This is a genomic window from Meiothermus granaticius NBRC 107808, assembly GCF_003574355.1.
Classification (GTDB): Bacteria; Deinococcota; Deinococci; order Deinococcales; family Thermaceae; genus Meiothermus; species Meiothermus granaticius.
This window is the reverse complement of the sequence record NZ_QWLB01000067.1, coordinates 1-11,915: the sequence shown is the minus strand read 5'-3', so window position 1 is coordinate 11,915 and position 11,915 is coordinate 1. Positions and strand designations below refer to the sequence as shown.

Sequence of the window (11,915 nt, the reverse complement as noted above, 5' to 3'; positions counted from 1 at the left end):
GGCTTGGGCCCAGCGTAGGAACCAGCAAAGGGTCGTTATCCAGTGGCGTTTCACCGCCGCCGACGCGCGCATCAAGCTGGCCCACCTGTACCCCAGAAGGAGTGGCGATGATTAACTTACCAGAGCACTAGTATCAGTCGGGCTCATCCCAGCGCATGGGCCGGATGGCGGTACACCGACCGCCCTCGAGCACCAGCTCGGTAGCACAGAACATGGCCCGTCCCTCCGCCGCCTTGAAGCGGGTCGGGCGTTGGGTCAGAAAGCGGCCCAGAAAGCTCCCAATTTCTCCCCCAATGATCGAGTGAATGGGGCCGGTCATCCCCACATCACACTGGATCGCGGTGCCCTTGGCCAAAAATCCCGCGTCCGCCGTCTGGACATGGGTATGCGTGCCCAGCAGGGCTGAAATTCGCCCATCAAAATAATGCCCGAGGGCATACTTCTCGCTGGTGGCCTCGCCGTGGACTTCCAGCAGGGCATAGTCGAAGGTCTCCTCGGCCAAGAGCGCATCCACCGTGCGGAAGGGGTCATAGAGGTTTTCAACCATATAGACCTGCCCCATCACCTGCACAACCAGTAGCCGCTCCCCCTGGGCCTCGAGGATCCAGTGGCCTTTCCCAGGGGTTCCAGGCGGGTAATTGAAGGCCCGGATGACCGGTTCGCTCTCCAGCAGCTCGAGCACCTCCGGGTGATCCCAGGCGTGGTTGCCCAAGGTGATGAGGTCAGCTCCAGCCTCCCGCAGCTTGCGGTAGGTGGCCTTGGAAAGGCCCTTGCCCTTATGGGAATTCTCCCCGTTGACGATGACCAGGTCATAGTTGGGGCGCAGGTCAGGCAGGTGCATGGCCGCCGCCCTTAAGCCCGCTTCACCGAACACATCCCCCACAAAAAGAACGCGCATATCCGCCCTAGCTTATCCCGTCAGGCTGGGTTTCCTGGGTAAACTTGGCCCAGCTCCCCCCTCAAGGCCCCTAGGTCGGCCACGGGCAAGCGGCAAGCCCCTTGCTGGCACAGATAGGCCAGCCCCGCCTGGCGCCCCTCCAACACCGGGAGGCAACCGGGCGGGCCATACACCAGCGTGGTGAAGGGCAAAAACAGGGTTTTGACCTCCTTGTACAGCCCGGAGGGCGCAACCAACGCCAGCTCTGTGCCCCGCGCCCCCACCAAATGCGCGTTCAGGAGCCCGGGGTATCCGAAGGCTCCCTGCACCAGGTTCTGCCCATAGGCCTCCACGGCTGAAAGGGCTGCAGCCTGCCATTCAGGCCGCTCGTACAGGGCCGCCAGCCTAAACAGCAGCTCCGCCGCCAGGCTCTGGCCGGAAGGGTAGGGGCCATCGTAGGCATCCTTGGCCTGGACCGGGAGTCCGGCTTCTTGAGCATCCCGGAAGCCCCCGTCCGGGTCACGGAAATGGGTCAGGAGGCCCTCAGCCAGGGACCTGGCCCCCTCGAGCCACTCCAGCTCGCCGGTCGCCTGGTATAGCTCGAGCAGCCCCAGTCCGTAACTGGCCTGATCGCTCAGGTAGGCCTGAGGCTTCAGGGTGCCTGCCCGCCAGGAGTGGCGCAAGAGATCGTCCCTAAGCATCGTTCCCAGCACAAACCGGGCGTTGTTGCGGGCCGCCTCGAGGTAGCGCTCCTGCCCCAGCAACCGCCCCGCCTCGGCCAAGGCCCGCAGGGCCAGGCCGTTCCAGTCGGCCAAGACCTTATCGTCGGTCAGGGGCCAGACCCGCTGTCTCCGGGCCTCGTAGAGCCTGTGGCGCACCCTGCTTACCCAGGCCTCGTACTCGGGGTAGTCCCAGCCCAGCTGTTGGCATAGGGCCTCATCGGGAAAGCGACGCTCGAGGATGTTGACCCCCTCCCAGTTGCCCGCTTCTAACACCCCAAAAAGCCGCCCAGCGGCCTCCGCCTCGTCCCCCAGCACTGCGCGGAACTCTGCCGCGCTCCAGACGTAGAACTTGCCCTCCATCCCTTCAGAATCGGCGTCTTGGGCCGAGAAGAACTCGCCTCGAGGCCCGGTCATCTCGCGCAGGAGGTAGTCCAAGGTCTCGCTGGCGATCCGACGGTACCTCGGCTCCCCCCACAGCTTGTAGGCCCCGGTATACACCCTGGCCAGTTGCGCGTTGTCGTAAAGCATCTTTTCGAAGTGGGGCACCCGCCAGATGCTGTCGGTGGCATAGCGGTGAAACCCACCCCCTACCTGGTCGTAAATACCGCCTTGCAGCATCTGCTCGAGGGTCAGCCGGAGGTGGTCACGGGCTGGTCCATCCCCCAACCAGGCCTGGGCCAGCAGGTAGAGCAAGGCCGGGCTGTGAGGGAACTTGGGCGCACCGCCAAAGCCCCCGTAGCGGAGGTCGAAGGCTCGAGACAGGCTGGCCAAGGCTGCGGTGTGCAGTTCGTCGGGCAGGGAAGCGGTGCGGGGTTTGAGCTGTTGCTGAAGGTGGGCGGTGAGCGCTTTCGCGTTCTCGAGTACCTCTCCGCGCCGGTTGGCCCAGGCCTGCGCTACCCCCACCAGCACCCGCCGAAACGCCGGATGGGGCCCTCGGTCCTCGGGAGGCCAGTAAGTTCCCCCGAAAAAAGGCCGCAAATCGGGCATCAGAAAGAGGTTCATGGGCCACCCCCCCGAGCCGATCATGGCCTGTAGGGCCGACATGTAGACCTGATCCACATCCGGCAGTTCCTCCCGATCCACCTTGATGGGCACGAAGTGTTGGTTGAGAAACGCCGCCACCTGGGGGTCCTCAAAGCTTTCGCGCTCCATCACATGGCACCAGTGGCAGGTGGCATACCCTACCGAAAGAAAAATCGGCTTGTCCTCGGCTTTGGCCTGGGCAAATGCCTCCTCGCCCCAGGGATGCCAATCCACCGGGTTGTGGGCATGCTGGAGCAGGTAGGGGCTGGTCTCGTGGATCAGGCGATTGCTCATGAGCAAAGCCTAAGCCGCGCGGTCTTAATCAACCGTAAGTTGGGGAATCTGAGGGGGGGTGCTCGAGGGGCAGCGCTTAACATCAACATCATGTCCTACGCCTCGGTGCGCCGCCGATTTGCCGCGTATCTGGTTGACTGGATCTTCAAGGGCCTGCTTGCGCTAGGAATCACCGCCTCGGTAGAACAGCTCTTCCCCACAAGCAGCCTGCGCGACCTCTTTGATCTGGGGTTCTTTGCCCTGGCCTTCTTCGCGTATGAGATCGTCCCCATTCACACCCGTGGGGCCACCCTGGGCAAACGGCTGCTGGGGATTCGGGTGGTGGGGGCCGAAGGCCGATTCATCAGCCTATGGCATTCCTTTATGCGAGAGGTGATCGGTAAGTGGATCAGCGGCCTATTCTTCGGCCTGGGCTACTTGTGGGCGATATGGGATCGGGATAAGCAAGCCTGGCACGATAAGCTGGTACAGACCCATGTGATACGGAGTTCCGGAAGAGCCCGCTCCTGACCCCTCTGCCACGGGAACGGTTTCATGCCAGCAGCAGGGCTACCACCCCGCCCACGGTGGTGGTCAGAAGGTTGGTCAGGTCGTTGGTCCATCCCTCAAAGCGATCCTCGAGCAAACCCAAGAGGGTGTCCGCTAAGGCCCCAGCCACCCCTCCGGCCCAGACCGGCCAGCCAGGCACCTCGAGCCACCCCGCCCAGGGCACAAAAATCAGCGCCCCTAGGCCAAGCGCGAGGGTGCCCCTCAGGCTAACCGCCGCATTGGTTCCGCTCTCCACCCAGCCCTTGAGCGGATGCCAAGCCCTACGGCTCCCGGCCCCAATCTCGCTGGCTAGGGTGTCTGCACAGGCCGCAGCCAGGGCCCCCAGAAAGAACACCGGTGAACCCAGGGCGATGCCCAGGGCGGCGGGCAATCCATTGGCCAGAATTTGCAGCGCCGTGCGCCCCCTGCGGTCTCGGGAGCTTGGGTTCCACCGGCTGGCCAGGCTCCCCACCGCCACAAAGAAGAGCACCGCCAGCGCGGCTGGGATCCCCCCCGCCCACAAGGGCAGGCCGCCAACCAGGGCCGCCGCCCAGGCTGCTCTAGGGCGTAGCCAGCCCAGCCGCTCGGCCAAAAGGCCAATCCCAAGGGCCACCAAAAGGGCCGCTGCAATCGCCATGGGTGCATCTTACCGGGCTCGAGGGCAGACCGGCCCGCCGCCCACTTTAACTTGGCACAAAACGTTGGTATAAGGCCAATTAGCCCCCTGGCCTTCACGATACCCTGACCCATGCACCTCAAGGTGGAGACCCATAACCTAGTCGCCCGAACCCACGAGGTCAAAGCGGGGGTTTTCCCGGTGCAGATCTATCAGGAGCATTCGCACGGGCTCTATGTTGAGCGCGATTTCTACGGCCACCCGCTGCACAAGCACTGGCAGGCCCACATTCTGCCCGAGCTGAACCTGCAAGTCTGCCGCTATACCCCCCACAGCGGCGATCCAGAGTGGGAATACTACATAGACGTGGTACAAGTCAGATCCCAAGCCCACCTCTGGCAGGTGCAAGACCTCTACCTCGACGTGGGGGTGCTGCCCAACCGCAGCCTGCACATCCTGGACACCCATGAAGCATTGGAAGCTCTCCAGCAGGGACTTATCACCCTCGAGCAGTTTGCCCTGGCCCTCCTCACCACCCATGAACTGGTCAACCGACTTTCGCTGAACGGCAACGACCTGTCCCTGGCCCTGGCTGCCATTGGCATCGTGCTGAACTGGGATTACACTCCTCCTTCCACCCTCTGATGGCCTGGGTTGACTTTAAGCCCCGGCTATAATACAACTTAATCGGAAAAACGTTTAACTAAGGTTCTGGCCTATGCCCACCATCAAGGATGTGGCCAAGTTGGCAGGGGTTTCCATTGCCACCGTATCGAACACGCTGAACGGTGGGCGCTATGTCAGCCCGCCCCTGCGCAGCGCGGTGTTGAGCGCGGTACGCAGCCTGGGATACGTGCCCAATGGGGTAGCCCGCAGCCTGCGCCGGCGCCATACCCAAACCCTGGGGTTTCTCGTACCCGACATCACCAATCCCTTCTTCAGCGGTCTGGTCAAGGCGGTGGAACGGGCCGCACGAAAACAGGGCTATCAGGTGCTGCTCAGCAGCAGCGAAGAGAACCCCGAGCTCGAGTTCGATCTCACTTTGGCCTTGGCCAGCCGTCAAGTGGACGGACTCATCGCCGTTCCGACCGGGGACTCCACCGAGTATCTGGAGCACCTGGGGTTACCGGTGGTGCTGCTAGACCGCATTGGCCGTTCGGAGAGTCTTGACCGAATCGGCGTTAACAACGCACAAGCCGCTCAAACCGGAACCGAGTACCTGCTGGCCCAGGGTCACCGCCGCATTCTGCTCCTGGTGAGCACCCTCGAGCTGGCCAACATCCGCGAGCGGGTTGAAGGATACCGCCGGGCTTTAGAAGCGGCCCATCTCCCCTACCACCCGGAGTGGGTGGTGGCGTGTGGGCGCGAGGCCAACTCGGTAGAGGCGGCCATAACGGCAATTCAAACCCACCGCCCCACCGCCCTCTTTGCGGCTACCAACCGCCTCTCGTTGATAGCGGTACGGGCCATTCGCCATCTTCGGCTGGCTTTCCCCGAAGAAATTTCGCTCTTAGGCTTCGATGACTTCGAGTGGAGCACCCTCTTAGAACCCTATCTGACCACCGTGGTACAGCCGCTAGAAGCCATGGGCAGCACCGCCCTTGAGCTGCTGCTGGCCCGCATCAAGGACAACGATCATCCGCCCCAGACGCTGTTATTGCCCTGTGAACTGGCGGTGCGCCAGTCGGTAGCGCGGGCCTAAGGAGGTGAGAGGTTGATCTGACAATGGCCATTACAAGCACGGGGAAGGTGGATCATCAACGATTCCCCGCAAGAAACGTCTCGGCCCTCCTAAGTGGTTAATGGACAAACCTTACCGGAGGAACATATGCGCCTGAAATTCCTAGCTGTTGCAGTCCTTGCCGCCGGAAGCCTGGCTCTCGCCCAGCAGGTCACAATCGCTGCCCTGATGAAGACCACCGCCAACCCTTTCTGGGGTGCGATGGAGGCGGGAATCAAGGAAGCCGCGGCCAAGGGCAAAGTCAATCTGATCTTGCAATCGGTGGCTTCGGAGACCGACGTAGAGCCGCAGCTCAACGCTTGCCTCAACCTCTTGCAGAGAAAACCCCAAGCTCTGATCGTCGCAGCAATCAACTCAGTGAACCTGCTGCCTTGTCTCAAGCAGGCCAACGCCGAAAACATCCCCATAGTGGACTTAGACGGAAACTTGGACCCCGCTGTACTGCAAAAGGAAAACATCAAGATTGCCTTTACCATCGGCTCGGATAACCGCAAGGCTGGAGCGCAGGCAGCGGAGTACGCGGTGAGCAAGCTCGGCAAGGACTTTAGGGGCAAGGTGCTGGTGATCGAAGGGCTGGCCGGGAACGTGACCGGAGCCGCGCGGCGCGACGGATTCATTGAGACCCTTAAGGCGATGGCCCCCGGAGCCCAGATCGTAGCAACGCTGCCGGGCGACTGGGACCGGCTCAAGGCTGCAAATATCACCAATGACGTTCTGCAACGCAACCCTGATCTAGCCCTAATCTACTGTGCCAATGACACCATGGCCCTGGGTGCGGTGGAGGCCGTTCTGGCCGCAAACAAGAAGGTGCTGGTGATCGGCACCGACGGTAACTCCGACGCGGTGAAGTCAATCCAGGCCGGGCGCTTGAACGCCTCTGTAGCTCAGCTGCCCTATCTGGTTGGCAGCCGCGCGGTCGAAAACGTGCTGAATCTGCTCAAGGGTGGCAAAGTCGAGAGCAGGATCGTGGTGCCCACGCTGGTAGTGGACAAGGAGGTGCTGGACAAGAAAAGCGACCCACTGCTGCAATACCTGAAGTGATCTCCCAGCAAGAGAGCCCTTACAACCCCGACCATGCAGACCTTCCTTCCACCCCGTCCCTCCCAGAGCCCCACAGTAAGACTCGAGTCGGTCCTGGTGCTCGTGGGGCTGGCTCTGGCGATGGCCCTCCTCGCACCCAACTTCCTCAGCCTAAGCAACTTCCTCAACATTCTGCTGGCGACCTCGGTGATCGGGGTACTGGCCATTGCTGCGACCTTCGTGCTGTGTGCGGCCGGGCTTGACCTCAGCCTGGGCTCGGTGTTGGCGGTGGCCGGGGTAACGAGTGGGGTGCTGTGCGTCAATCTGGGCCTTCCCTGGCCGCTGGGACTTTTGGGCGGGCTGCTGGCTGGCGGACTGCTCGGCCTTGTGAATGGACTGCTGGTGGCGCGGGCCGGGATTCCCGCTTTTATCGTCACGCTAGGGATGCTGAGCGTGGCCCGGGGCCTGGCCCTCATCATCGCTGACGGCAAGCCAGTTTATGGGCTCCCCTTGGCGATTACCTTTCTGGGCCAGGGGCGCTTCTTGGGCATACCGATGCCGGTATGGGTTTTCCTGTTTCTCGTCATTATCTTCCACCTAATCCTGAGCCGCACCCGCTTCGGACGCTACACCTTGGTTATCGGTGATAACGAGATGGCCGCCAGGGTCACGGGGATTGATGTTTCCAAGCATAAAATCCGCCTCTACATGCTCTCCGGCGCCCTGGCTGGGCTAGCCGGGCTCCTCTTCGCCGCTCGAGTGAACGCCGCCGATCCCACCGCCGGGGTCAGCTACGAGCTTTCGGCCATCACTGCCGCCGTGATCGGTGGAACCAACCTGTTTGGCGGGCGGGGAACGGTGATCGGGACCTTGATCGGGGCACTCATCATGGGCGTCCTGCAAAACGGGTTGAACCTGATGGCGGTGCCCTCGTTTTACCAGCAGGTCGCCATTGGAGCCATCCTGGTGCTGGCGGTATGGCTAGACCGGGCGCGGGACCGGAGGCGGGTATGAGCAGGCCGCTGCTCGAGCTACGCGAGGTTACCAAGCGCTTCGGTGCGGTAGAGGTGCTGCAAGGGGTAAGCTTCAGCCTGGAGCGGGGGGAAGTCTTAGGTCTCTTGGGCGACAACGGAGCCGGAAAGTCTACGCTGATGAAGATCATCACCGGGGTCTATAGCCTCGACAGCGGTGAGATCGTCTTCGACGGGACACCGATTCCCTATCCACAGCACAGCCCGCGCGAGGCCCGCAATCTAGGAATTGAGATGATCTATCAGGACCTGGCCCTGGCTAAGCAGCAGGATGTGGCAGCCAATGTCTTTCTAGGCCAGGAACCCGTCTACCGATTCCTAGGCTTCTGGCCAATGATAGACAAGCCCAAGATGGAAGCTGAGGCCCAGGCCGCGATTACCCGCTTGGGAGCGCGGATTCCTTCAGTCCGATATCCCGTAGGGCAGCTCTCGGGCGGTCAGCAGCAGTCGGTAGCAATTGCTCGAGCCCTAACCTTTGGCCCTAAGCTGGTCATCATGGACGAGCCTACCGCCGCGCTCGCGGTGCGTGAGGTGGAGCATGTGCTCGAGCTAATTCATAAACTTAAAATGCAGGGCATCAGCATCATCTTGATCAGCCACCGCCTACCCGATGTGTTCGCCGTGACCGATCGCATCCTGGTACTGCGTCAAGGAACTGTAGTGGCCGACGAGCGCACCTCCCAGACCAACATGAGCAATGTGGTGGCCCATATCGTTGGGGCACACTAACAACGCCTTGCGGCACACAAGAGATAGGGATCGTAACGGAGGAACCATGGCGAGATTTGGAGCACACGCGTTTATCTGGTCAGCAGACTGGACCCCCCAGGCAGCAGAGAAAGTGGCTGCTGGAGCTGCTGCGGCAGGCCTGGATTTTGTGGAAATCCCCCTGCTGCGGCCCGAAGCCTTCGATAGCACACTCACCCGCAGGCTTCTGGAGCACCACGGTTTGGGCTGTACCTGTTCCTTGGGGCTGCCGACCGAGGCCGCCCTGCCCGACCACCCCCAAGCAGCCGCACGCTTTCTCATCCAGGCCTTGGATGTGGCCCACCAGATGGGAAGCCCGGTGCTCTCCGGCGTCACCTATGCCACCCTTGGCGCCCTCTCCGGAAGGCCCCCCACCGAGGCCGATTACGAAACCCTTGCCAAGACCCTCAAGCCAGTGGCCCAACATGCCGCCCGGTTGGGGATGCGGCTGGGCCTCGAGCCAGTCAACCGCTATGAGACCTACCTGATCAACCTGGGTTCGCAGGCCTTAGACCTGATCCAGCGCATCGGAGAACCCAACGTCTTCGTTCACCTCGACACCTACCACATGAACATTGAGGAAAAGGGCTTTAAGAATCCCATTGTGACGGTGGGAAAACACCTGGGCTATATCCACCTCTCCGAGTCGGATCGGGGCACACCAGGTTCCGGTAATGTCCATTGGGACGAGGTTTTCTCCGGCCTCCAGGCCATCGGTTTCCAGGGCGATCTGGTCATGGAATCCTTTGTGGCCCTGAACCCCGACATCGCTCGAGCCACCTGCATGTGGCGCGATGTGGTGGGCGACCCTAAAACCCTGGTGCACGACGGTCTGGCCTTTTTGCGCGGCAAGGCCCGGGAATACGGACTGCTGTAGACCCCTCAGTCCTCGAGGAGCCCCACAAAGCTCTGGGGATCAGGGTCTAGGCGCAGCTTGGCCCCCCGCACCGGCGGCAGGCCCGCCATCAGCTCGTTCAGGCGCGCTTCGCCCGCTTTGAGCAGCAGGTGAAACACGTACTGATTTCGTACCCTGGCAATCGGGGCAGGGGCTGGCCCTAGTAGCTCGCCGGGCTGGGCCTTGGCCCGCAAAACCTCCGCCAGCCGCTCAGCCGCGTCCCGCGCCACGGGCTCCTTGGAATGGGAGACCTCGAGCTTGACCATCCGGGTAGCCGGAGGATACCCCAGGCTGTGGCGCAGGGCCCACTCAAACTCCATGAACCCCGCTGCATCCGCGGTCTCGAGGGCCTTGTGCGCGGCCTGGCCTGGCTCAAATGTCTGTAGGGCCAGCAGCGGCTTGCGCCGAGGGTGCAGATCGGTCAGGCTCCACAATAGGCGGTGATAGCGCTCCGAGGCCCGGAAATCCGATTCCAGCACGAAGCCATCGGCATAAGGCAGCAGCACCAGGGCCAGCTCAGGCAAGGTAGGCCCCCGCAGGAGTGCGGTCGTACCCACCAACACCCCCGGCTCCCCCAAAAGCAGCTTGTCCAAATCGTCTTTGGCCTGAGCAGTATAGCGATAGCGCGGCAGCTCAGGAACCCAGGCTGCCAGGCTTTCCAGGAGCCACTCCACCCCCGGTCCCTTGGGGTCAAACACATCAGCCTGGCAGTTGGGGCAGAGCAGGGGGGCTTTCTCCTCGTAGCCACACTGATGACACTGCAACAGCCCAGTCCGTCCCCCTTTGTGGTAGCGTAGGGGCAGGGCACAGTTGGGGCACATAGCCTTCCATTCGCAGCGCTGACAGCGCAGAAGGGCGCTGTACCCCCGGCGGTTGCTGAGCACGATGGCCTGGCGGCCTTTCTCGGCCACCTGCCGCAGCAAGGCCAACGCCGCTCCACACAGGGGCCAGCCTTGCTCCTGGCGCATATCCAGCAGGTACAGCCGGGGCTTGGCGGTTGGCAGGGTGTGGCTGGCTTGATCCCAGACCTCCACGCTGGAAACCTGGGAAACATAGCTGATCGGGCGGCTCAGCATCCGCGCCCGCAGGGCAGCCAGCCGGGGGACAAAGGCCCGGCTTCCAGCGGAGAGCTTGTAGGCCTCGGAGGATTCCTCGACCACCACCACGCGATCTGGGGTAAACGGCAGCAGCAAGCCCTGATAGGTCGCCAGCACCAGCTCAGGGGGGGGTTCCGCTCCCAGGCGTTCCCATATCTTGCGCCGCTCCTGGGGTTTCATCTCGCCGTGAAACCGCACCGCCTGGGGCAGGTGCTGAGCAAAGTGCTGCAACAGCCAGACCTCTGGGAAGAGCACCAACAACCGCTCGCGGCGGGCCAGCCCGAGGATGGCCCGAATCCGTTCGGCCAAGCGCCCACCTTCTAGGCGGGGGGGGAACGGATCTAGCTCGAGCCCCCCGAGCAGCGGCGCCGGTCGAGGCGGGGCCTCGAGCTCAGGCTCAACCCATTCCGCAAATCCCTGCTCCACCAGGGCTTTGACCGCGCCCATTCCCACCCCAGCGGCCTGGGCCAGCTCGGTCAGGCTCTGGCTACCCCCAAGCTCCATCAGGGTTTCCAGGGCTGCACGGGCCTTGGGGCTTAGGCTGGGATCCGGGGGTCTCCGGGGAACCAGTACCCTGCGCACCGTGCGCCGTTCGGCCACCGTTTCCTCCAGCACCCCCGCCTCGCGCAGGTAATCCAGCAGCTTGGGATCAAAACCGCGGGCGGTCTGCCAGTCCAGCAAAGCCTCCATGCCCCGGGGCAACAGGCTGGGGGCCGCGCCAGGGAGGAGCCGAACCCGGTGCTCGAGGGGGGGCTCGAGGAAGGGGATGAGGTCCCCCAATAAGCTGCCCAAAGGGCTGAAGCTGTCATGGGCCGCCGCTTGCAGGAAGGCGATCTCTTCGGGGCGCAGCCAGGGCTTAGCCTCCAGATAGGCGACCGCCTCACGCAGCGCAAAGCCCTTGCGCTCCCCCTCCTCGAGCCCCACCACCACCCCCACCCGCAATTCCCCGCGCCAGGGCACCGCTACCCGGTGCCCCAAAGCGGCCCCTTCCCCCCCATGGGGAGGCAGATACGACATCGGCTCGAGGGGCAGGGGCAGGGCCACCTTCAACACGTGCACCGACCTACTTTACCGGGTCTGGCCCTGACCATGAACGCAGCCCCCCGCCCTATGCCCATCCCCCCCGGTAGACTCATGGAGTGCGCGCGGTGCTGCTGCCCTCCGGGGTCTTGATCTACATTGCCCTCTACAGCGTGATACCCACCCTTCCTGCCCTCGAGCGCCTCTTTCAGGCGGCTCCAGGAAGCGCTGGCTTAGGCATCAGCCTGCCGTTTTTGTTGCTGGTACTCCTGTCCCCGCTGGTACCCCGGCTGCGGCTGCCGGT

11 protein-coding genes and 1 pseudogene are annotated in these 11,915 nt (G+C 63.0%); 8 read left to right on the top strand and 4 right to left on the bottom strand.

Annotation, left to right across the window (positions count from 1 at the left end):
* Positions 1-133: 133 nt before the first annotated feature.
* Positions 134-898 (bottom strand): TIGR00282 family metallophosphoesterase, encoded by a 765-nt coding sequence (locus Mgrana_RS15860; protein ID WP_119358558.1) that lies wholly within the window; start codon positions 896-898, stop codon positions 134-136.
* A gap of 20 nt (positions 899-918) precedes the next feature.
* A complete protein-coding gene (locus Mgrana_RS15855; RefSeq protein WP_119358557.1) occupies positions 919-2,916 on the bottom strand; it encodes a thioredoxin domain-containing protein in 1,998 nt (665 codons plus the stop codon).
* Here Mgrana_RS15855 and Mgrana_RS15850 point away from each other — a divergent pair.
* Positions 2,896-3,426 (top strand): RDD family protein, encoded by a 531-nt coding sequence (locus tag Mgrana_RS15850; RefSeq protein ID WP_170146504.1) that lies wholly within the window; start codon positions 2,896-2,898, stop codon positions 3,424-3,426. The two genes, Mgrana_RS15855 and Mgrana_RS15850, sit on opposite strands and share 21 nt — an antisense overlap.
* A 22-nt stretch (positions 3,427-3,448) precedes the next feature.
* Here Mgrana_RS15850 and Mgrana_RS15845 read toward each other — a convergent pair whose 3' ends face one another.
* Complete coding sequence (locus Mgrana_RS15845) at positions 3,449-4,081, bottom strand: DUF92 domain-containing protein (protein WP_119358555.1); 633 nt, start codon at positions 4,079-4,081, stop codon at positions 3,449-3,451.
* A 111-nt stretch (positions 4,082-4,192) separates the two neighbouring features.
* On the opposite strand from Mgrana_RS15845, the gene Mgrana_RS15840 reads away from it, so the two are divergent.
* The 6 genes from Mgrana_RS15840 to Mgrana_RS15815 all read left to right on the top strand — a co-directional run bounded on the left by Mgrana_RS15840 (position 4,193) and on the right by Mgrana_RS15815 (position 9,476).
* The gene (locus Mgrana_RS15840) at positions 4,193-4,705 is read left to right on the top strand and encodes a DUF402 domain-containing protein (RefSeq protein ID WP_119358554.1); all 513 of its coding nucleotides are present in this window, start codon (positions 4,193-4,195) and stop codon (positions 4,703-4,705) included.
* A gap of 73 nt (positions 4,706-4,778) precedes the next feature.
* Positions 4,779-5,762, top strand: coding sequence for a LacI family DNA-binding transcriptional regulator (locus tag Mgrana_RS15835; RefSeq protein WP_119358553.1), 984 nt, complete (start codon positions 4,779-4,781; stop codon positions 5,760-5,762).
* Between the two features lie 126 nt (positions 5,763-5,888).
* Positions 5,889-6,842: a sugar ABC transporter substrate-binding protein gene (locus Mgrana_RS15830; RefSeq protein ID WP_119358552.1), complete on the top strand. Its 954-nt coding sequence runs from the start codon at positions 5,889-5,891 to the stop codon at positions 6,840-6,842.
* Positions 6,843-6,875: 33 nt separating this feature from the next.
* Positions 6,876-7,835, top strand: coding sequence for an ABC transporter permease (locus Mgrana_RS15825; RefSeq protein WP_119358551.1), 960 nt, complete (start codon positions 6,876-6,878; stop codon positions 7,833-7,835).
* Positions 7,832-8,581: an ATP-binding cassette domain-containing protein gene (locus Mgrana_RS15820; RefSeq protein WP_119358550.1), complete on the top strand. Its 750-nt coding sequence runs from the start codon at positions 7,832-7,834 to the stop codon at positions 8,579-8,581. The genes Mgrana_RS15825 and Mgrana_RS15820 overlap by 4 nt, the downstream gene beginning before the upstream one ends.
* 46 nt (positions 8,582-8,627) lie before the next feature.
* Positions 8,628-9,476, top strand: a complete 849-nt coding sequence (locus Mgrana_RS15815) for a sugar phosphate isomerase/epimerase family protein (RefSeq protein WP_119358549.1) — start codon at positions 8,628-8,630, stop codon at positions 9,474-9,476.
* 5 nt (positions 9,477-9,481) lie between these two features.
* Here the strand turns inward: Mgrana_RS15815 and Mgrana_RS15810 are convergent, their stop codons facing one another.
* Complete coding sequence (locus Mgrana_RS15810; RefSeq protein ID WP_119358548.1) at positions 9,482-11,650, bottom strand: primosomal protein N' family DNA-binding protein; 2,169 nt, start codon at positions 11,648-11,650, stop codon at positions 9,482-9,484.
* Between the two features lie 80 nt (positions 11,651-11,730).
* On the opposite strand from Mgrana_RS15810, the pseudogene Mgrana_RS15805 reads away from it, so the two are divergent.
* Positions 11,731-11,915 (top strand): annotated as a pseudogene (locus tag Mgrana_RS15805) (MFS transporter); the annotation flags it as partial.

Coding starts and splice junctions, on each gene's coding strand:
- Mgrana_RS15860 (WP_119358558.1), bottom strand. CDS start 898: ATGCGCGTTCTTTTTGTGGGGGATGTGTTCGGTGAAGCGGGCTTAAGG.
- Mgrana_RS15855 (WP_119358557.1), bottom strand. CDS start 2,916: ATGAGCAATCGCCTGATCCACGAGACCAGCCCCTACCTGCTCCAGCAT.
- Mgrana_RS15845 (WP_119358555.1), bottom strand. CDS start 4,081: ATGGCGATTGCAGCGGCCCTTTTGGTGGCCCTTGGGATTGGCCTTTTG.
- Mgrana_RS15840 (WP_119358554.1), top strand. CDS start 4,193: ATGCACCTCAAGGTGGAGACCCATAACCTAGTCGCCCGAACCCACGAG.
- Mgrana_RS15835 (WP_119358553.1), top strand. CDS start 4,779: ATGCCCACCATCAAGGATGTGGCCAAGTTGGCAGGGGTTTCCATTGCC.
- Mgrana_RS15830 (WP_119358552.1), top strand. CDS start 5,889: ATGCGCCTGAAATTCCTAGCTGTTGCAGTCCTTGCCGCCGGAAGCCTG.
- Mgrana_RS15825 (WP_119358551.1), top strand. CDS start 6,876: ATGCAGACCTTCCTTCCACCCCGTCCCTCCCAGAGCCCCACAGTAAGA.
- Mgrana_RS15820 (WP_119358550.1), top strand. CDS start 7,832: ATGAGCAGGCCGCTGCTCGAGCTACGCGAGGTTACCAAGCGCTTCGGT.
- Mgrana_RS15815 (WP_119358549.1), top strand. CDS start 8,628: ATGGCGAGATTTGGAGCACACGCGTTTATCTGGTCAGCAGACTGGACC.